Source organism: Gilliamella sp. Nev6-6 (genome assembly GCF_001690605.1).
Lineage (GTDB): Bacteria > Pseudomonadota > Gammaproteobacteria > Enterobacterales > Orbaceae > Gilliamella > Gilliamella apicola_C.
The window spans coordinates 34,342-55,042 of sequence record NZ_LZHP01000020.1; the positions used below are offsets into that span (position 1 = coordinate 34,342).

16 protein-coding genes are annotated in these 20,701 nt (G+C 37.3%); 5 read left to right on the forward strand and 11 right to left on the reverse strand.

Features of this window, described 5'->3' with window-relative positions:
* Positions 1-1,084: 1,084 nt before the first annotated feature.
* Entirely contained in the window at positions 1,085-2,497 is a 1,413-nt protein-coding gene (locus A9G42_RS04055; RefSeq protein WP_065652719.1) for an FAD-dependent oxidoreductase, read from the reverse strand.
* 16 nt (positions 2,498-2,513) lie between these two features.
* Positions 2,514-6,971 carry a glutamate synthase large subunit gene (gene gltB / locus A9G42_RS04060; RefSeq protein WP_065652720.1) on the reverse strand — a complete coding sequence of 1,486 codons (4,458 nt, stop codon included), beginning with the start codon at positions 6,969-6,971 and terminating at the stop codon, positions 2,514-2,516.
* 375 nt (positions 6,972-7,346) lie between these two features.
* Here gltB and A9G42_RS04065 point away from each other — a divergent pair, with 375 nt between their 5' ends.
* The gene (locus A9G42_RS04065; RefSeq protein ID WP_065652732.1) at positions 7,347-8,528 is read left to right on the forward strand and encodes an NAD(P)/FAD-dependent oxidoreductase; all 1,182 of its coding nucleotides are present in this window, start codon (positions 7,347-7,349) and stop codon (positions 8,526-8,528) included.
* Positions 8,529-8,547: 19 nt separating this feature from the next.
* On the opposite strand, the gene A9G42_RS04070 is transcribed toward A9G42_RS04065, so the two are convergent.
* Positions 8,548-9,987 (reverse strand): sigma 54-interacting transcriptional regulator, encoded by a 1,440-nt coding sequence (locus A9G42_RS04070; RefSeq protein ID WP_141673642.1) that lies wholly within the window; start codon positions 9,985-9,987, stop codon positions 8,548-8,550.
* A 250-nt stretch (positions 9,988-10,237) separates the two neighbouring features.
* Between A9G42_RS04070 and lysA the strand changes: the two genes are divergently transcribed.
* The 4 genes from lysA to A9G42_RS04090 are packed head-to-tail and all read left to right on the forward strand — an operon-like array spanning position 10,238 to position 15,677.
* Positions 10,238-11,635, forward strand: a complete 1,398-nt coding sequence (gene lysA / locus A9G42_RS04075; RefSeq protein ID WP_065652721.1) for a diaminopimelate decarboxylase — start codon at positions 10,238-10,240, stop codon at positions 11,633-11,635.
* Positions 11,636-11,688: 53 nt separating this feature from the next.
* Positions 11,689-13,116, forward strand: coding sequence for an APC family permease (locus A9G42_RS04080; RefSeq protein ID WP_065566331.1), 1,428 nt, complete (start codon positions 11,689-11,691; stop codon positions 13,114-13,116).
* 4 nt (positions 13,117-13,120) lie between these two features.
* A complete protein-coding gene (locus A9G42_RS04085; protein ID WP_065566332.1) occupies positions 13,121-14,227 on the forward strand; it encodes an alanine/ornithine racemase family PLP-dependent enzyme in 1,107 nt (368 codons plus the stop codon).
* A 52-nt stretch (positions 14,228-14,279) separates the two neighbouring features.
* Positions 14,280-15,677 (forward strand): amino acid permease, encoded by a 1,398-nt coding sequence (locus A9G42_RS04090; RefSeq protein WP_065652722.1) that lies wholly within the window; start codon positions 14,280-14,282, stop codon positions 15,675-15,677.
* A 196-nt stretch (positions 15,678-15,873) separates the two neighbouring features.
* Here A9G42_RS04090 and A9G42_RS04095 read toward each other — a convergent pair whose 3' ends face one another.
* The 8 genes from A9G42_RS04095 to A9G42_RS14650 form a co-directional block, all read right to left on the reverse strand.
* Positions 15,874-16,476 carry a MarC family protein gene (locus tag A9G42_RS04095; protein ID WP_065566334.1) on the reverse strand — a complete coding sequence of 201 codons (603 nt, stop codon included), beginning with the start codon at positions 16,474-16,476 and terminating at the stop codon, positions 15,874-15,876.
* 146 nt (positions 16,477-16,622) lie between these two features.
* Positions 16,623-16,973: a 50S ribosomal protein L19 gene (gene rplS, locus A9G42_RS04100; RefSeq protein ID WP_034913735.1), complete on the reverse strand. Its 351-nt coding sequence runs from the start codon at positions 16,971-16,973 to the stop codon at positions 16,623-16,625.
* A 31-nt stretch (positions 16,974-17,004) separates the two neighbouring features.
* On the reverse strand, positions 17,005-17,757 hold the full coding sequence (gene trmD / locus A9G42_RS04105; RefSeq protein WP_065566335.1) for a tRNA (guanosine(37)-N1)-methyltransferase TrmD: 753 nt from the start codon (positions 17,755-17,757) through the stop codon (positions 17,005-17,007).
* Between the two features lie 16 nt (positions 17,758-17,773).
* Positions 17,774-18,304 (reverse strand): ribosome maturation factor RimM, encoded by a 531-nt coding sequence (gene rimM, locus A9G42_RS04110; RefSeq protein ID WP_065566336.1) that lies wholly within the window; start codon positions 18,302-18,304, stop codon positions 17,774-17,776.
* A gap of 23 nt (positions 18,305-18,327) precedes the next feature.
* Complete coding sequence (gene rpsP / locus A9G42_RS04115; RefSeq protein WP_034900786.1) at positions 18,328-18,576, reverse strand: 30S ribosomal protein S16; 249 nt, start codon at positions 18,574-18,576, stop codon at positions 18,328-18,330.
* 267 nt (positions 18,577-18,843) lie between these two features.
* The gene (locus A9G42_RS04120; RefSeq protein ID WP_065579565.1) at positions 18,844-19,209 is read right to left on the reverse strand and encodes a DUF956 family protein; all 366 of its coding nucleotides are present in this window, start codon (positions 19,207-19,209) and stop codon (positions 18,844-18,846) included.
* A gap of 138 nt (positions 19,210-19,347) precedes the next feature.
* Positions 19,348-20,259, reverse strand: coding sequence for a PTS system mannose/fructose/sorbose family transporter subunit IID (locus A9G42_RS04125; protein WP_065580681.1), 912 nt, complete (start codon positions 20,257-20,259; stop codon positions 19,348-19,350).
* 15 nt (positions 20,260-20,274) lie between these two features.
* Positions 20,275-20,700 (reverse strand): PTS sugar transporter subunit IIC, encoded by a 426-nt coding sequence (locus A9G42_RS14650; RefSeq protein WP_442903189.1) that lies wholly within the window; start codon positions 20,698-20,700, stop codon positions 20,275-20,277.
* Position 20,701: the final 1 nt, after the last annotated feature.

Here is a 20,701-nt window from a genome sequence, read left to right on the forward strand (position 1 = left end):
ATATATTGCCTAATTGGGTTGAAGTTGTTAAAAAGATATAAAAGGCTACCCAATAAACAAATGTCGTGTTTTATAATTCATTGATTTAAATGAAAACAAAAAATCAAATAAAATCAATATGTTTTCTGAATGTTTTTAGGGTAGATAGAGGAATTAAGAATTTTGTGGATAAAATTAACGGTTGATGAAAATTCTCTGCTTATTGATTTTTATGATAAAAAATCCATACCACATGCATGATTGCCGAATGTTGCCTACAGCCACCAGACTTTGTTGCTCGGTTTTAATACACTAGCTCTAATTGTTCCCGATAAAATAGCGTCTTGCCAAACGTTCCTGTTTGGTGGGCACATTCTGATGCCAATAAAAATAGTTGTAATAACTTTTTAGTGATACAAAAGAAGTCAGTTTTTATAAAAGACAAAATAAAAATTCAATAAAATCAATTGTTTTTCTGAATGTTTTTTTGTGTGAAATTAAGGTTTTTGAGAATTGGGTGGGGGGTGTATAAAAATACCCTAAACCAAAGTAGTCAAAATAACTAATTTTATACCTAAACAAAAATGTACGTGAAAGTTTTGATGATGCTTTCTAGTTTTATTAGAAATCTAAGCAAAGCAAGATTACATTACCAATATTCTATTCCACGTACTATTTTTCTCTCTATATTCACCAATTTTGTTTCCGCATTTTCTTCATTATCGTCTGTTAAAATTCTTGTTTCGGCTGTGCAATCTCCATACACATTCCTATTATGATAAGATGATATAGTCTTGCCTTTTTATCACCCAAAATAGTTGTAATGCTTTCTAATAAATCATCAGAGTAAGTAGCGATAGTTTATTTTTTTATATGTCTTGAATAAGGGGCATATTCAATAATTGAAGAATATTCATTAAATGCCTGTATTCGATTAAACTTTGTTTTATTATCACATCCTATTAATGTAATAACAAAGCAGTTGATGAAGATAAATTTACCGATGATCTTCATTCCGTAATTTCTTAAGCTTTATTGTTATTTATCATTCAAAAATAAACCCGCTTGCAATCAGCGGGTTTATTAATTTAATAGTAAATGATTATTAAACGTCCAAATAATCCAAGATTCCTTCGGCTGCTTTTCGCCCTTCGCTAATCGCTGTGACTACTAGATCAGATCCTCGAACAGCATCGCCACCAGCAAAAATTTTGGGATTGCTGGTTTGATAGCGGTTGGCTTCTGGCGCGATGATTCGACCTTGTGGGTCAAAATCAACACCATGCTCAGCCAGCCAAGGCATGGCATGGGGTTTGAAGCCAAATGCCATTATTACTGCTTCGGCAGGTAGAATAAATTCAGAACCTTCAACAATAATTGGTGAGCGCCGTCCTTTTGCATCAGGTTCACCAAGTTCAGTTTTGACCATTCTTACCCCTGTTACTTGTCCTATTCCATTAATTTCAATACTTAAGGGTTGGACATTGAATTGGAAGTTTGCACCTTCTTCTTTGGCGTTTTTGACTTCTCGTTTTGAACCTGGCATATTGGCTTCATCTCGGCGATAGGCGCAGGTGACGTCGCTTGCCCCTTGGCGAATAGATGTTCGTACACAGTCCATTGCCGTATCACCACCACCTAATACCACAACACGCTTACCTTTCATGTCAATGTATGGTGTCTCTTGGGTTTGTGGGTGATTCATAAGATGTTTGGTATTGGCTATTAAAAATGGTAAGGCATCATAAACACCGTTGGCATCTTCATTTTTTAGTCCTGCACGTATGGATTGATAGGTACCAGTACCGACAAAGACGGCATCAAATTCATTAATCAAATCATTTAATTGAATATTTTTGCCTACTTCAGTATTGAGACGGAATTCAATACCCATTTCAGTAAATATACGTCTGCGATTGATTAATACGTCTTTATCAAGTTTGAACGCAGGAATTCCAAATGTAAGTAATCCACCAATTTCAGGATGACGATCAAAGACGATAGGCGTTACGCCATTGCGCACTAATACATCGGCACAAGCAAGACCAGCAGGACCAGCGCCAATTATGGCAACTTTCAATCCTGTTTGCTCAACATTGGATAAATCAGGTTTCCATCCCATTTTAAACGCAGTATCTGTTATATAACGTTCAATATTGCCAATGGTGACAGCACCAAATTCTGCATTTAAAGTACATGAGCCTTCACAAAGGCGATCTTGTGGGCAAACACGTCCACATACTTCAGGCAAACTATTGGTTTGATGAGATAGTTCAACCGCTTCTAATATTTTACCTTCATTAACCAATTTTAACCAATTTGGGATATAGTTATGTACAGGGCAACGCCATTCACAATAAGGATTACCACAAGCTAGGCAGCGATCTGCTTGCGCTTGGGATTGTGAGGCGGAAAAGCCTTCATAAATTTCAACAAATTCTATTTTGCGAATGTTTAGCGATTTTTTGGGCGGTTCAACACGTTGTAAATCGATAAACTGGTAAACATTTTGACTCATTTCGTGCTCTCCTTACTTACTGTGCTTGAATGCGTAGTTCTGCTGATGAGCGACTACGGTGCCCTAATAAGGCTTTGACATCACTGGATTTAGGTTTGACTAAGACAAATTGTTTAGCAAAGTCATCCCAATTAGCTAAAATGTCCTCAGCTCGTGATGAATGCGTAAGTTGAGCATGTTCCATGATTAAACCACGCAAATGTTCTTCGTGGATAGAGTAATCAGCAACATTGAGTAATTCTATGAGTTCTTTGTTAATGCGTTTATGGAAATCACCGTCTGTATCTAAGATATAAGCAAAACCACCAGTCATTCCTGCACCAAAGTTAATGCCTGTTTTTCCTAACACGCAGACAATACCGCCAGTCATATATTCGCAGCCATTATCACCTATTCCTTCAACCACACTAATTGCGCCTGAGTTTCGCACAGCAAAACGTTCACCAGCGCGACCGGCAGCAAATAGTTTGCCGCCTGTTGCGCCATATAAACAGGTATTTCCGGCAATGGTTGCTTCATGGCTTAAAAATGCCGAACCTTGTGGTGGGCGAATAACAATACGCCCACCAGTCATACCTTTACCAACATAATCATTCGCATCCCCAGTTAGCGTTAAGTCTACGCCACCAGCATTCCATACGCCAAAGCTTTGACCAGCAGTCCCATTAAAATTGAGCGAAATAGGATCAGCTGCTAAACCTTGATCGCCATATTTTTTGGCAATATAGCCAGATAAGCTAGTGCCTACAGAACGGTCAGTATTTTGAATGTCAAAATAGAAACTTTTGCTTTGGCGATTATCAACACATTGTTGCGCTTGTGTGATGATCTCTTTATTTAGTACACCTTTATCAAATGGTTTATTGTCTTCAACGCAATAAACTGGTTTACCATCAATTGGTTTTGCTGTTTTTAGCAATCCTGATAGATCCAATTTTTGTTGTTTGGCGGTGATCCCTTCAAGTTCTAATAGTAGATCTGTGCGCCCAATTAGATCGACAATACGACTTACGCCAAGTTCTGCCATGACTTCTCGAGTATTGCGAGCAATAAAGCGGAAGTAATTCATCGCTTTTTCAGGCAGGCCGTGATAGTGCTCACTACGTAATTTTTCGTCTTGCGTTGCAACGCCAGTTGCACAGTTATTTAGGTGACAAATACGTAGATATTTACACCCTAAAGCAACCATAGGACCTGTACCAAATCCAAAGCTTTCAGCACCTAAAATAGCAGCTTTAACAATATCAGCACCTGTTTTTAAGCCACCGTCAACTTGCAGGCGTATTTTGTGACGTAACCCATTGGCAACTAATGATTGTTGTGTTTCAACCAATCCAAGTTCCCAAGGGGAACCGGCGTATTTTACCGAGGTCAATGGGCTAGCCCCTGTGCCACCGTCATAACCTGAAATAGTAATTAAGTCGGCATAGGCTTTAGCAACGCCTGTTGCGATGGTACCAACACCGGGTTCGGATACGAGTTTAACCGAAATCATAGCGTGTGGATTGATCTGTTTTAAATCAAAGATTAGTTGTGCCAAATCTTCAATCGAGTAAATGTCGTGATGTGGTGGCGGTGAAATTAATGTCACACCGGGTACAGAAAAGCGTAATTTTGCAATATATGGTGTGACTTTATCACCTGGTAATTGACCGCCTTCCCCCGGTTTTGCGCCTTGTGCTACCTTTATCTGGATAACATCAGCACTCATTAAGTAACTTGGTGTTACGCCAAAACGACCTGATGCAACTTGTTTTATACGTGAAACTTTTATGGTGTTGTAACGTGCAGGATCTTCACCCCCTTCCCCTGAATTGGAAAATCCGCCTAGTGTATTCATCGCTGTGGCAAGGGATTCGTGCGCTTCTGGACTGAGTGCTCCAATGGACATGGCTGCTGAATCAAAGCGTTTAAATAATGATTCTTCGGGTTCGACTTGCTCAAGCGGTATGGTTGCATTTTCAGGTGGATTGAGTTTTAATAAATCGCGCAATGTGGTAATAGGGCGATGATTAACTATATCAGCATAACGTTTGTAATCTTCATAATTACCATTATTGACTGCTTTTTGTAGTGATTGCACAACATCAGGATTATAGGCATGATATTCACCACCGTGGACAAATTTAAGTAACCCACCTTGTTCTAAGGGTTTTCTTCTTAACCATGCGCTTTTTGATAAGTTAAATTGGTCTTGGGAAAAATCATCAAAATTAGCGCCACTAATACGGCATGTGACACCTTGAAAACAAAGTTCAACGACTTCTTCATGTAATCCAACGGCTTCAAACAGTTTTGAGCAACGATAAGATGCGACTGTTGAAATGCCCATTTTGGACATAATTTTATATAAACCTTTATTAATCCCATTGCGGTAATTAACTATCGCTTCACGATGAGATTTGTTTATCGTACCATTATCCACCATTTGGGATAAGGTTTCATAGGCTAAATAAGGGTAAATTGCTGTTGCACCAAAACCAAGAAGTACGGCAAAGTGGTGCGGATCACGACAACTTGCCGTTTCAACAATAATATTGGCATCGCAGCGTAAATTCTTTTCAACTAAGCGTTGTTGAACAGCCCCAACTGCCATAGGTGCTGGAATGGGTAGACGGTCGGGAGCAATATTTTTATCTGATAAAATCAGTAATACGGTGCCATTGCGAACTTTTGTTTCAGCATCACCACATAATTGTTCAATAGCATCACGCAAGCTACCATCAATTTCATAAGTGATATCTAATGTTTCTGATTTGTAGTAACGTGATTCTAGCGCTGTTAATTGTTGTAGATCCGAATAGACTAAAACAGGATATTTAAAAGCAACTCGATGCGCTTGGCCTTCTGCTTCGGCAAATACATTCATTTCACGACCAATACTGGTTGAAAGTGACATAACGTGTGCTTCACGCAGGGGATCGATAGGTGGGTTAGTAACCTGCGCAAATTTTTGGCGGAAATAATCATAAATTGATCGAGGCTTATTTGATAATACCGCAAAAGGTGTATCATCGCCCATTGAGCCAGTAGCTTCTTGCCCATTTTCGCCAAGTACTCGGATGCATTGATCGAGTTCTTCAGCACTATAACCAAACTGTTTTTGGTAGGTTGCTAGTAATGTATCATCATAATCGCGCGAACCGATGCTATCATCGGGTAAGCTTTCAAATGGGATTAATTGCTTAACATTTTTTGTCATCCATTCTTTATAAGGATGACGTTTTTGTAAATCATTATCGGTTTCAGCAGATTGTAAAATGCGGCCTTCTTCCGTATCGATAACTAACAATTCACCTGGACCAACACGTCCTTTAGTAACTACTTCGTCGGGCTGATAATCCCAAATACCAATTTCAGAGGCACAGGTGATAAGTTTGTCTGTGGTAATAACATAACGTGCAGGGCGTAATCCATTTCGATCTAAGTTACATGCCGCATAACGTCCATCAGACATAACAATGCCAGCAGGCCCATCCCAAGGTTCCATATGCATTGAGTTGAAGTCAAAAAAGGCACGTAGATCTTCATTCATGTCTGGATTGTTTTGCCATGCAGGGGGAACAAGTAGGCGCATAGCTCGCACTATATCCATTCCTCCAACTAAAAATAGTTCTAGCATGTTATCTAATGAACTTGAGTCAGAACCAGTGACATTCACAAATGGGGCTGCATCTTGTAAATCAGGGATAAGTGGCGTTTTAAATTTATATGATCGTGCTTTTGCCCATTGGCGATTGCCCTCAATAGTATTAATTTCGCCATTATGTGCCAAATGTCTAAAAGGTTGAGCTAATGGCCAACGTGGAACGGTATTGGTTGAAAAACGTTGGTGGAATAAACAAATCGCGGTTTCCATACGAATATCGGCCAAATCTAAATAGAATCGAGGCAAATCTTTAGGCATACATAAGCCTTTATAAATATTGACCTGATTTGAGAAACTACAAACATAAAATGTATCGTCTTGTACGCGTTTTTCAATGCGGCGGCGAACCATATACAAACGGCGCTCTAAATCAATCTTTGTCCAACCAGCTGGTGCATTAACAAAAACTTGTTCAATTCTTGGTAGCGATGCAAGTGCGATTTCACCCAGAACACTTTTATCAATCGGCACTTCACGCCAACCTAAAATAGATAAGGTTTCTTCGGCTAATTCTTCTTCGACTATCTCACGGCTAGCTTGCGCCTCGGCTTCATCTTGGCTTAAAAACAACATGCCTACTGCATAATTCGTCGCTAAACGCCAACCGGCATCCTCGGCGACTAGACGAAAAAATCGGTCAGGTTTTTGTAATAAAAGACCACATCCATCACCGGTTTTACCATCCGATAATATCGCGCCACGGTGTTGCATACGAGCAAGCCCGTGAATTGCAGTACGCACCACTTTATGACTTGGTTGCCCCTCAATGTGAGCAATTAACCCAAATCCGCAGTTATCTTTTTCATGATGCTGGTTATATAACATATCATTGCCTCTAATTCATCGTTTTTATAATTTGAGAAGGTATAGGCATTAATCCCATATTAGGTATGAAGTTAATTAAAAAAACGTTTTCGGTCAAATAAATATTACTTATAAGTTAATCTTCTCATAACTTATATTTGAGTTATTAATTAAGCTAATAATGACATATACCACTATGATTTTTTAAGTGTTTATAAATTTAAATTGTTTTTTTTAAAATAGCGTATATAAATTAGCTATAAGTTTTTTTTCTTTTATGTTAAAAACTTTCAGAAAAGTATCTGTTTAAGTATAAAATTTAACTCAAGCTAACGACTATAAGTGATGGCGGTATCTTGCTATAATTTGTTATCTTTTATTTTTAATCTATCAATAATGCAAACTAAAATTACAATTGTTGGGGCGGGCGCTGCTGGGCTTTTTTGTGCTGGCCTATTGGGGCAAAAAGGGTATGATGTTACCGTAATTGATAATGGTAAAAAGCTCGGGCGTAAAATTTTAATGTCTGGTGGTGGTAAATGTAATTTTACTAATTTATCTGTTGAGCCATCCCATTATATTTCTCATAATCCACATTTTTGCAAATCTGCTTTAAAGCGCTTTACCCAGTGGGATTTTATACAATTAGTCAACCAATATGGTATTAGTTATCATGAAAAAGCTCATGGCCAATTATTTTGTGATAATTCAGCGCAAGATATCGTTGATCTGCTAGTAAAAGAGTGCCAAAAGGGGCATGTTAATTTTGTGATGCGAACCCAAGTTGAAGATATTGATAGTAATGGGCAAGGGTTCCAATTATATACTTCTGGTGGCATTATGGATAGTGAAAATCTTATTATTGCTACAGGCGGTTTATCTATGCCCGCACTCGGTATGACATCAATAGGCTATAAAATTGCTGAAAAATTTGCTATTCCTGTTGTACCAGTAAAAGCTGGATTAGTGCCTTTTACGTTGCATAAGCCTTTACTGGATGTGCTTGCAAATTTGTCAGGTATTGCAATTCTAGTTGAAGTTTCTAATCAAAGAATGAGCTTTAAAGAGAATCTATTATTTACGCATCGAGGGCTTTCTGGACCAGCTATTTTACAATTGTCGAGTTATTGGCAAGCTGGTGAATCAATTACTATCAATTTATTACCTGAATTAGTATTTGAATCATCGTTTAAACTATTATTAGAACAAAACCGCAATCAGACTATAAAAAACTGCTTGGCGTCGCTTTTACCCAAAAGGCTCATTGAAGCATTAATACAATTAAATTTAATGGACGATTTAACGGTGAAACAGCTTACCCCTAGGCAACAGCAGCAACTTTATTACAACCTAACACACTGGAAAATTACTCCAAATGGAACAGAAGGTTATCGTACTGCCGAAGTCACACTGGGCGGTATAAGCACTGATGCGTTATCCTCCAAAACTATGGCGGTTAAAACACTTCCTAACCTCTATTTTATTGGTGAGGTGGTTGATGTTTCGGGGTGGCTCGGAGGTTATAATTTCCAATGGGCATGGAGTAGTGCATTTGCATGTGCTCAGGCGTTTAATTGATCGTTTTTGATGCTTAAAATTAAGCATCAATTACCCCCATCTGAATATGATACTTTTTGACTTTATATTGTAATGTTGTGCGTGAAATATTTAAGTTTTTTGCCGCCGTTATAATTTTGCCATTAGCTTGATTCAATGCGTCAATAATCAGTTGCCGTTCAAAGTTTTCAACTTGTTCGGTTAAGTTACCTCCATTAGGAGATGTTTGAACAACTGTTTCATTGTGCTTATTTGTATTATCATCTTCAGACTGCGGGTTATTAAGTTCAAATAACTCTTCATCAAGGGTAATATGCTGTAATTCACCAGGTTCGTTTTGAAGTACCATACTTCTGACAATGGCATTTTCAAGCATACGCACATTACCAGGCCAATGTGCTGACATTAATTGTTGTAGTGCTTGTTTACTGATACCACTAATGACTATATTTACATCGTTTTTATGTTTATCAATAAAATAACGAGCTAAAACGGGAATATCTTCTGTTCGGTCTCGCAAAGCAGGAAGTTTAATTAAACCAACGTTTAATCGATAAAATAGATCGCCTCTTATTTTTCCCGTTTTTAGCAACTCTGTCGGTGATTCATTCATGGCGGCAACGATACGAACATCTGAATGTTGTTCTTTACTACCACCCAATGGCCAATAGGTTTTCTCTTGTAGAAATCGTAATAGCTTACTTTGCATATCAAAAGGCATTGCATTAAGTTCATCAAGAAACAGTGTGCCTCCGTTAGCTAGCGCTAAATAACCCTGACGGTTTTCTGCCCCCGTAAACGCACCTTTGACTGTGCCAAATAAAGTGCTTTCAATCAGGGTAGTTGGTAACGCACCACAATTAAGTGAGATGAAAGCTTTGTCACGGCGTTGACTTGTCTGGTGTATTAAGCGAGCAAACAGTTCTTTACCTGTTCCTGTTTCACCTACAATTAGTACAGGAACATCATTGCGTCCTAAAATATTGGTTTGGTCAATCACTTTCTGCATTTTTTCCGAAACAAAAACAATATCGGGTAAAGGCTGTTCTTTATTGTGGTATAACTTACTATGTAATTTAAAAACTTGATCTTGCAAATGTCTAACCGTTGATAAGTTTCGGCCTATCTCAATGGCACCAATGATTTCTTCTTTATTATTATAAAGCGGAACAGTTGTATGCAAATAATCAACCAACTTACCAACATGGTTATAATAAGTTTGGTAGTTATCTTGGTATTCTTTACCAAGTTGCAAAGCTTGCAACATAGTACTATCTTCTTTTTTTAAGTTGGGGTAAACCTCAAGCATGGGGTTACCAATAGCTTGCTCTTTAGGGTAGCCATCGAGTTCTGCACTTTCCTGATTGTAATAAATATAATTGCCATTTTTATCAATAATAGCTATCGGTTGATGGATTAAATCAAAAAAATGTTTAAATATTTCCAATGCTTGTAATAACTCAGGATCAATGGTCATGATATTAGTACCTTTTTATGTTTGGATTATTTACTAAATTTTGCTTCGTTTAATTTAAATGCTTTTCGGCCATCATCAAAAAATGACAAATTTTTGTCATAAAAACATATTTTGTACTAAATGACTAATTTTAATTTTGGGGCTAAACTTATTAACTAATTGATTATATTTGATTCTAATTTTGGCATGCTGATTGCATTACCAGTGAGAAGTCTGTTACATATTTCTATATACTAAATTAACTGGAGGTCATATGTCTGACTCAATTATGTCAAATTATAACAAATTACGTACCAATCTTGTAACAAAAGATCGTCGCTTTAGTGCTCAAAATGGCAAATTATGTTTTGATGGAGTTAATTTAGAAGAATTAGCCAAAAAATATCCAACTCCTTTTTATGTGTTTTCTGAGAAAGAAATTGATCGCAATGTTCAAGAAATAAAAGATGCATTTAAGGCTCATCCAAATACAAAAATCTTCTATGCCTCAAAAACCTGCTCAGTTATGGGGGTGCTTAAGGCGATTAAAGATGCAGGTATTTATGCCGAAGCAAACTCGATGTTTGAAGTGCGTAAATGCTTAGAAATAGGCTTTAGTGGTAGCCAAATTGTGTTCAACGGTGTGGTTAAAAAACCAGTTGATTTGGAATTTGCAATCCAAAACGATCTTTATATTATCAATGTTGATAGTTTATATGAGCTTGATATTATTGATGAAATTTCAAGACGTTTGAAGAAAGTTGCAAATGTTTGCGTGCGTGTTGAGCCAAATGTGCCGTCAGCAACCCATGCAGAATTGGTTACAGCTTATCATGCCAAATCAGGTATTGATTTAGAACAAGCAGAAGAAACTTGCCGACGCATTCTCGAAATGCCATATGTTCATTTACGTGGCTTGCATATGCATGTTGGGGATCAAGTACCCGAAGCAGAACCTTTTGCAAAAGCAACGAAAGTATTAGTTGATGAATCTCGCCGTTTAGAAGAAGTACTTGGTACTAAATTTGATTTAATCAACGTTGGAGGCGGTATTCCTGTTCCATATAAGTATGACGAAGAAAATGGCAATCCATTGCAAGATAATATGTATGCAGGGATTACTGCTCAAGACTTTGCTGACGCGGTAATTAGTGAAGTACACAAATGGCGTACTGATGTTGAAATCTGTATTGAACCAGGTCGTAAAGTAACTGGTTCTGCCGGCGTGCTTGTCACCGAGGTCGCTTGTGAAAAACGTAAAACTAACTACGATTTAGACGGTAACATTGAAGAGCATGTTGAGTGGAAATTTGTTGATGCTGGTTATAGCGTTTTATCTGATAGTCAACATTTTGATTGGTTCTTCTATGTTTATAATGCGTCAAGAATCAATGAAGAACACGACGAATATATTAAATTAGCTGGTCCTTTATGTGATGGTGGCGACTACTTCCATGTCGGTGTTAAAGGTGAAGAATTTTTAATGCCAAAAGATACGCAAATTGGCGATATTGTTGCTTTCTTGGATGCAGGTGCTTATACCATTGAAAGCCAAACAGTCTATAACAATCGCCCTCGTACATCTGTTGTTATGATAGGTAAAGAAGGTAAAGATAGATTGATTCGCCGTGAAGATACTTACGAAGATATGGTTGGATACGACGTGTATTAATCATGAACTATCTGGAGCATTTATTGCTCCAGATATTACAATGTGAGGTTATTATGAGTGATTCTAAAGATTCAAGTTTACTTGGTATTAAAGACATTGTGTTTATGAATGTTATTGCGATACTCAGTTTACGTCAAATTCCAAATGTTGCTCCCTATGGGGCGTCAGCAATGGTGCTTTGGTTACTTGCTGCATTTTGTTTGTTTTTTCCATTAGCGATGGTTTGTGGTGAACTTTCTACTGGTTGGCCAAAAGATGGTGGGATATTTGTTTGGGTAAAAGAAGCATTTGGTAAACGAGTTGGCTGGATAGTAGTTGTTTGTTTCTTGTTTTCTTGTGTGCTTTTCTTCCCATTAATGTTGCAATTTGGCTTTACGGCAATTGGCTATATGTTTAGTGCTGAGTTGGCCCAAAATCAGGTGTTTATTGGGGTGGGATCCATGGTGGTATTTTGGATCTTAACATTAATGAATATTAAAGGCATGAAGTGGACTAAAATCATTAACAGTGTTAGTGCATGGTTAGGTGTGTTTATTCCTGCCGGTATTATTGTGTTATTAGCGATTGTATGGTTAATGACTGGTCACTCTATGGCAACGGATTATAGTCATGTTAGTGATTGGGTTCCGGATTTAAGCAGTTGGGATACTATTGTTTTCTTATCAAGCATGATGTTTGCGTTTGCTGGTTTTGAAGTGGCTCCAATGATTGCTGGCCGTACTCGTAACCCACAACGTGACTTCCCTAAAGCGATGGTTGTTTCAGCTATTGTGATTGTGGGTATTTATATGATTGGTACTTGGGCAATTAATACTTTATTGCCAGCAAAAGATACTGATATTGTTGCAGGTGTAATGCAAGCGATGGAAGTATCGGCAAAAGCGTTACATATGCCTTGGTTATTACCAGTAATGGCAATTTGTTTATTCTTTGGTGCGTTAGGCCAAATTAACTCATGGTTAGTTGGTCCTATCTATATGTTACAAGAAGCATCAAAAGAAGATAATTTGCTTGGTGAACGTATCGGTCGTTTACACCCGGTATATCAAACACCAGCTTTTGCTTTAATTGTTCAAGCGATTATTGTAACAGTACTTTGTTTTTCAACTTTCGTTTCACCAAGTATTGCAGCTGCATATTGGATGTTAACTGCGTTAACAACAATTTGTTACTTTATTCCTTATTTAGTGATGTTTATTGCGTACTATCGTTTGCGTATTGCTCAACCAGATGTGCCACGTAGCTTTAAGATTCCGGGTAAAGTTTTACCAGTTGTTTTACCAGCTTTAGGATTCTTATCTACACTATTTGCGGTGATCTTGGTGTTTATTCCACCAGCACAAATTGATATGGGTGGATATGCTGAGTACATCGCTAAAATTGTTGGTGGTGCAGTGCTTGCCATTGTGTTAGCTGAATGGATCTATCATCGAGCTCAAAAACGTAATCGTTTGCAACAAGTTAAAGATATAGAGGAGTAATATTATGTACAAACCTATATTAGAAATTGATTTACGTAAATTAAGAGACAATGCTCGTGTTGAAAAAGAGCTACTTGCTAAACACGGCATTGAAGTAATGGCGGTTAATAAAGTTTTTGATGGTTGTGTTGAAACTGCTAAAGCCGTGCTTGATGGCGGTATTGATGTGATTGCCGAGTCAAGAACTTACAATTTGAAGAAGCTTAAAGATGCTTTAAATTGTAAAACTTGTTTATTGCGTAGTCCTTGTTTAAGTGAGATTAGTGATGTTGTGAAATATGCTGATATTAGCTTAAACAGCGAAAAACAAGTGATTAAGGCACTTTCTGATGAGGCGGTAAAACAGCAAAAAGTCCATCAAGTATTATTAATGGTTGATATGGGTGATTTGCGAGAAGGTATTTGGTTTGAACATGTGGATGATATTATCGATACTGTCAAACTCATTCTATCGTTACCGGGTGTTGAGCTTTATGGGCTTGGTACTAATTTTAACTGTTATGGTACTGTTTTACCAACGGTTAAAAATGGTGTGGATTTTTTACACATAGCACGTAAAGTAGAGCAATCTTGTCATATTAAGATAAAATATTTATCAGCTGGTAATTGTACTAGTTACCACCTGTTGGATAAAGGTATTTGGCCAGAAGGGCTGAATCATTTGAGAATTGGCGGTTTGCATGAGTTCGGTATTGAATATGTGGATATGAAATACCTTGATGAATTTCATCATTCCAACAAACCTGTCGATAAAGCGTGCAGTAATTTATATAAGTTTTACGCGCAAATTATTGAGCTCAATAGTAAGCCGACAGTTCCTGTTGGTGAGTTAGGTGTAGATGCTTTTTTAAACAGCAAAACCTTTGTTGACCATGGTACACGTAAACGAGCCTTGTTGGCTTTTGGCCGTCAAGATGTGCCGGCAGAAAGCTGTGTACCTATCAATGATAATATTACTGTATTGGGTCAAACCAGTGATCATACTATTGTTGATATTGAAGATGTTTCTGAAACATTACGTGTTGGCGATATGATTGGGTTTGAGCTTGATTATACAGCGCTACTTATGGCTTGCCAAACTAATGGTGTAGAAAAACGGTTTGTTTATTAATGTATCAGCTGCTGGGCAATCAGCAGCTATTATTGATTAGTAGGCGGTTTACATGGCAACATCAGAAGCTCAAGAAAGCCCTTATCCTAGCACCTTAAAGAAGAACTTGAAAAATCGTCATTTATTGATGATTTCATTAGGTGGTTCGATTGGTACTGGGTTGTTTATTGGTATTGCAGCACCACTTAGCACGGTTGGACCATTGGGGACGATCATTGCTTATTTTCTTGCCGGTAGCATTATGCTATCAACTATGCTGTGCCTAGGTGAGCTTTCTTGTGCATTCCCACATGCAGGTTCTTTTCAGCATTATGCATTAATGTTTATTCCTCATCCTATTTGGAGTTATACCATTGGCTGGTTATACTGGTTAAGTTGGGTGCTATCTATGGCTGCTGATTTAACGGCTGCCGCTATGATTGCCCATCAAGCCTTTCCTGCTTTTCCTATTTACCTTTTTAGTTTGTTAATTCTTATTGTCATTACCTCGGTACATTTAACCTCAGTTCAAGCATTTGGAGAAAGTGAGTATTGGTTTTCAACGATTAAAGTGTTAGCAATAATTGCTTTTATTTGTGTAGGAATTTATTTACTTCATCAGCAATATAGTCAAACACATGTGTTACCAACATTTAAAACCGAAAGAGGGTGGTTTCCTAATGGTTTTTTCGCCATATTTATTTGCATGACTATTGTTACTTATTCATTCCAAGGGATCGAATTGATCGGTAATGCCGCCGGTGAAGCACAATCTCCGCAATCTGTGTTGCCAAAAATAATTACTGGTGTTGCTTTTCGTATTATTCTGTTTTATATCTTGGCTATTGCTGTTTTAGCGCTTGTTTATCCATATGGAACGGTTCATTCTGAAATTAGTCCATTTGTATGGGTATTTAACCAAGCAGGGATTAAATTTGCTTCTTATATGATGCTTTTTGTTATTTTTTGTGCAGCAATATCGGCCGCAAATTCAGCTATTTATGCTAGTTCAAGAATGTTATGGTCTATGGCGCAAGATAACTTAGCACCAAAATACTTTTCAGTAGTTAATCAACGAGGTGTGCCCACAAAAGGTATATTATTTATTGCTATTATTGCGTTAGTTTCGCTATTTTCGAAATATATTGCTGCTGAAAAATTATATCTTTATTTAGTCGCAGGAACAGGGCAGGTTGGTTGTTTTGCGTGGATTATCATTGCTTGGTGTCAGTATCGATTCCGTAAAGGGGTCAATTGTGGTAAATACTCAAAAGACATGATCAAGTTTAAATCACCACTGTTTCCTTGGCTTGCTTTTATCTCTATTATTATGAATATTGTTATTATTGTTGGTGTTTGGTTTGGTGAGTCAGGTCATTTTATTTTATTATCTGAAATAATTTTAATTGCAATCATTCTAATTTCTTATTTTTTCTATAAAAAAATAAATATTACAATAAGCCATAATTAATTATATATTGCAAAGCTATGTAATCACTAGCACAAAATTTATTATTGTTAGTGATTACAGGCTATTGGTGCTTAGTGAAAATTAAGCCATTTTATGTTAATCGACTTATTAGCAGATGAATATTGATTGCGTAAATCCTATTTTTGCATCGTAATATTGTTATTATGCATGCTATTGAGAAATTTAAAATAAATGTTCATTTTAAAAAAGCAGATATACCTGTAAAAACGACCTGTGCAGCAATAGCTGATATGAGTAATCCCGTTAGCTTTGATAATATCGCAATTCCAGTATTTTTTAATACTTTTGCAATGCTTTTAGCGCACAATAACATAATATAAATACCCATTGAGGCAACAAGCAACGAAATTGCACCAATCAAATTCGGAACAACGCCAATTGAGCTAGTGCCCATCACAATGATAGTACCAATAGATGCCGGACCCATACATAGTGGAATGGCTAGTGGAACAACACTGATATCATCATCGCTATTGATTTTGTTTTTTTCTGGCGAATCGTTCATTAGTGATACCGCAGTGATAAACAGTAATGCCCCCGAGCCAATTCGAAATGCATCAAGGGTAAATCCAAAAACGCTAAACATGGTATTGCCAAAAAAGAATAGTACAATACCGATAATAAATACTGCACATGAAGTTTTTAGTGCTATTTTTCTCCTAAGCTGTTCATCATATTGCTTTGTACCACTTAGAAATGCGCTCAAAACGGCAGGTGGTGTCATTAATGCAAACAATTTTACTGTTGTTGAGAGAATCGCAAAAATATAATCAACCATTGCACTACCTTTTACTTTATTTAAAAAATTGCTTTAATTTTGCCAACTAGTTATTGTTGGATTGAAATTATTTTTATCATATATAAAAACGGTCACCACAAAGGTGACCATCTTAATCCGATATTTTTATTGATAATCAACAAAAATTAGTTAAGGCGCTCTTTAATACGAGCTGCTTTACCACGAAGTTCGCGTAAGTAGTAAAGTTTAGCTTGACGCACTTGACCACGACGTTTCACAGTAATTGAATCAACAATTGGTGAGTGAGTTTGGAATACTCGTTCAACACCTTCGCCATTCGAAATTTTACGTACCGTAAATGCTGAGTGTAAACCGCGATTACGAATTCCAATGACAACACCTTCGTAAGCTTGAAGACGTTTTTTATTACCTTCAACAACCCATACTTTTACTTCAACCGTGTCACCAGGGCGAAACGACGGGATGTCTTTCTTCATTTGTTCTTGTTCTAATTGCTGAATAATTGCATTTTTCATAATATTATCTCTTACTAGTTATACTGAAATATTAATTGCCTTGTTTATCACTGTATTCTCGTTGGAATTCAGTGAGTAAACATTGCTCTTCATCAGTCAGAGCTAGATTTGCAAGAAGATCTTTTCTTCTTAACCAAGTTCGTCCTAGTGATTGTTTTAACCGCCAGCGACGAATCGCTTCATGGTGACCAGACATTAACACGTCAGGCACCGCCATTCCATCTAACACCTCAGGTCGAGTATAGTGTGGGCAGTCAAGTAAACCGTTAGCAAAAGAGTCTTCTTCTGCCGATGATTGGTGATTTAGCACGCCAGGTATAAATCTTGCTAATGCATCAATCATAGTCATCGCAGGTAATTCACCACCACTTAACACGTAATCCCCAATTGACCATTCTTCATCAATTTCAGTTTGGATAACACGTTCATCTATACCTTCATATCGCCCACAAATCAAAATTAATTTTTGGCTTTGGGACAATTCGCAAACACCTTGTTGGTTTAATTTGCGCCCTTGTGGGGAAAGATAAATTACTTTTGTATCGTTACCAGCAACAGCCTTTGCCGCATGAATTGCATCCTTAAGTGGTTGCACCATCATTAACATGCCAGGACCACCGCCATAAGGTCTGTCATCAACAGTCTTATGCTTATCATACGCAAAATCGCGCGGGTTCCAATATTCTACTGTTAACAGCCCATTTTTAACGGCTCGACCAGTTACACCATAACAGGTAATAGCTTGAAACATTTCGGGAAAAAGGCTAATTACGCCAATCCACATAGTCTTACCTTACCAATTAAAAAGCAGGATCCCAATCGACCACAATCATTTTTGTTACTAAATCAACTTGTTTTATAAATTGATCATCAACAAAAGGAATTAAACGTTCTGTTGTACCAAATGCATCTTTTAGATTTGCTTTTACCACCAACACATCATTAGAGCCAGTTTCCATTAAATCAGTAACCTGACCTAAATCGTAACCGTTAACTGTTTTCACTCGACAGCCAATGAGATCTTTCCAATAAAAATCACCATTATTAAGCGCTGGTAATTTTTCTGCATCAACAAACACTTCAATATTAGTTAATGCATTAGCTTGATCACGATCATCAATACCTTTGAGTTTCACAATCATATCATGATTATGTGGTTTGAAGCTTTCTACAATGACTTCTTGCCATTGTCCAGCTCGCTGGATATACCAAGGAGTGTAATCAAAAATGCTATCTGGCAATTCTGTAAACGAAAAAATTCTGAGCCATCCGCGAATGCCGTAGCTTGAACCAAGTTTACCAACAACAATAAGATTCTCAGTATTCATCATTACAGTGACTATTAATTACTAAATTAAGCAGCTTTTTGTGCTTGTTTAATCAGTGCATTCACACGATCAGAAACAGTTGCACCTAAACCAACCCAATGATTTACGCGATCAAGATCTAAACGTAATTCTTCTGCTTTACCTTGTGCAATTGGATTAAAAAAGCCAACGCGCTCAATAAAACGACCATCACGTGGGTTACGGCTATCAGTGACAACTACTTGATAAAAAGGGCGCTTTTTAGAGCCACCACGAGCTAAACGAATAGTTACCATAACATCCTCTTAAATTAAAAAAATAATCTTTTTTCTGTCCAACATGGACAAAATCAAAGCCCCAGAATTATACCCTTTCTAGCAAAAAGTGCAATGACTCTTTATTGACGGTGGGTGGGGGAATATGCAAGACTAAAGCAAAATGAGAAAAGAGTAGATAAAATAATACTAATTACCATTCATTTACATTAAGCCAAAATTAGTAATTATTACAAAAAAGTATACTTTTTTTAGGGGCTATTTACACGCATTTATCATCTGTCGCCACTATTTTTTATGAAATAAAGCGCGTTTTAAAACATCAAAAAAACCAAGTGAACGAACCATCTTCTGCCCGTCAACATAACCACGGATCGCTCTTAGCACTTTTTTAGGCTCTTTAGATGCAAAGGTAAAAGTACCATTTTTCTTCGTTTCAACTGAATAGCGTGGTATCCATTTTCCACCAAATAGCACAGATGCGACGACATAATCAACCTCATCCCAAGGGATTTGGATATATTTACGTGGGTCATGTTGATGATAGAATTCAAAAGCTTTGTCACCAACTATTATATTGCCATATTCGGTAAATCCAGTAAAAGAAGTGGCTTTAATCGTTAAGTCTATTTTAGTATTTAAGGACTGAACCATTTTTTGATATCCATTTTTCGCACACTAATAAGGCCATCCTTTTTACCACTTAAGGTGATAAAAAGGATATTTAATAAAAAATATAATTTTATTCTAACGATTTATATTTTTCTTGAATATTTTAGCAAATTTATATACTTATAAAAGGCCAATGACATGACCAATAATACCCACTATAAATAAGCCCATAATGATGATAATTGGCGATATTTTTTTACGTAATAACCACATACAAAAGAAGGTCAACAGTAAAGGAACTAATCCCGGTATCAACTGATCTAAGTTATTTTGTAAAGTAGTAATCTTTTCTTGAGTTAGCGATAATCCGCTTTGCATTTGAAGTAACGCTTTTTGAATACCTTCTGCACCGATTGGTAATGTATTCCAATCAATAAATGCACCCTTGTCTAGTTTGACGATAGATACAATTGGTTGGAATTTTATTGATACCCATCGTTGCACTAATGCAGCAAGCACAAACATGCCTAAAATAGATGCGCCTTTAGTAATTTTTTGTAGTAACCCGCCTGATAAATTATCGGTAATTTTCGAACCCGTTCTATAACCAAATTCTTGGGTATACCACATAAAGCTCCAACGAATAATATTCCAGAGTAAAAAGAATAAAATAGGTCCCATGATATTACCGCTTAGCGCAAGCGAGGCACCAAGCGCACCTAGCATTGGCCTTACGGTAAACCAAAATACAGGATCACCTACGCCGGCTAATGGTCCCATCATACCCACTTTAACCCCTTGAATTGCTACATCATCAACCGCTGCACCATTGGCTCTTTCTTCTTCAAGAGCAAGCGTTACTCCAAGAACTGGAGAAGCTAAATAAGGGTGTGTATTAAAAAACTCCAAGTGCCGTTTAAGTGCTGCAGCACGATCTTCTTTAGTTGAATATAATTTTTTTATAGCGGGGATCATGGAATACACCCAACCACCATTTTGCATCCGTTCGTAATTCCAAGATCCTTGGAGAAAAGTTGAACGCCAAGCAACGGCTAAACGATCTTTCTTGCTTAATTGAATTCTATTTGTCATATTTTTCTCCAGTGCCTAGTAATCATTTAAAATATCATCAAGTGGATCACCTTTGCTACCACCATTTGATGAATTGCCTCGTTCTGAAAGATTAAGATAAATCAATGCTAATGCGAAGCCTAAGGCACCCAGTGCGATTAGTGTTAATTGCGATATCGCAGCAACGACAAATCCGATAATAAAAAATGGCCATACTTCACGATTAGCCATCATATTAATCACCATCGCATAGCCGACAGCAACAACCATACCACCACCAATGGCCATACCCGTTGTTAACCATTCAGGCATTGCATTTAATGTTGCTTTAACCGTTTCTGCTGGGATGAATAATAAAGCCGCAGCCGGTATAGCGATACGTAAACCTTGTAAACAGATACCTAAAATTTGTAACCATTCAATTTTTCGAATATTGCCTTCAGTTGCTGCAGCATCCATCATA

What these genes read in the sequence shown, in the direction of transcription:
- A9G42_RS04080 (WP_065566331.1), top strand. Translation starts at nt 11,689, where the DNA reads ATGAGTGATTCTAAAGATTCAAGTTTACTTGGTATTAAAGACATTGTG.
- lysA (WP_065652721.1), top strand. Translation starts at nt 10,238, where the DNA reads ATGTCTGACTCAATTATGTCAAATTATAACAAATTACGTACCAATCTT.
- A9G42_RS04125 (WP_065580681.1), bottom strand. Translation starts at nt 20,259, where the DNA reads ATGACAAATAGAATTCAATTAAGCAAGAAAGATCGTTTAGCCGTTGCT.
- A9G42_RS04095 (WP_065566334.1), bottom strand. Translation starts at nt 16,476, where the DNA reads ATGGTTGATTATATTTTTGCGATTCTCTCAACAACAGTAAAATTGTTT.
- A9G42_RS14650 (WP_442903189.1), bottom strand. Translation starts at nt 20,700, where the DNA reads ATGATGGATGCTGCAGCAACTGAAGGCAATATTCGAAAAATTGAATGG.
- gltB (WP_065652720.1), bottom strand. Translation starts at nt 6,971, where the DNA reads ATGTTATATAACCAGCATCATGAAAAAGATAACTGCGGATTTGGGTTA.
- A9G42_RS04055 (WP_065652719.1), bottom strand. Translation starts at nt 2,497, where the DNA reads ATGAGTCAAAATGTTTACCAGTTTATCGATTTACAACGTGTTGAACCG.
- rimM (WP_065566336.1), bottom strand. Translation starts at nt 18,304, where the DNA reads ATGATGAATACTGAGAATCTTATTGTTGTTGGTAAACTTGGTTCAAGC.
- rpsP (WP_034900786.1), bottom strand. Translation starts at nt 18,576, where the DNA reads ATGGTAACTATTCGTTTAGCTCGTGGTGGCTCTAAAAAGCGCCCTTTT.
- A9G42_RS04085 (WP_065566332.1), top strand. Translation starts at nt 13,121, where the DNA reads ATGTACAAACCTATATTAGAAATTGATTTACGTAAATTAAGAGACAAT.
- trmD (WP_065566335.1), bottom strand. Translation starts at nt 17,757, where the DNA reads ATGTGGATTGGCGTAATTAGCCTTTTTCCCGAAATGTTTCAAGCTATT.
- rplS (WP_034913735.1), bottom strand. Translation starts at nt 16,973, where the DNA reads ATGAAAAATGCAATTATTCAGCAATTAGAACAAGAACAAATGAAGAAA.
- A9G42_RS04065 (WP_065652732.1), top strand. Translation starts at nt 7,347, where the DNA reads ATGCAAACTAAAATTACAATTGTTGGGGCGGGCGCTGCTGGGCTTTTT.
- A9G42_RS04120 (WP_065579565.1), bottom strand. Translation starts at nt 19,209, where the DNA reads ATGGTTCAGTCCTTAAATACTAAAATAGACTTAACGATTAAAGCCACT.
- A9G42_RS04090 (WP_065652722.1), top strand. Translation starts at nt 14,280, where the DNA reads ATGGCAACATCAGAAGCTCAAGAAAGCCCTTATCCTAGCACCTTAAAG.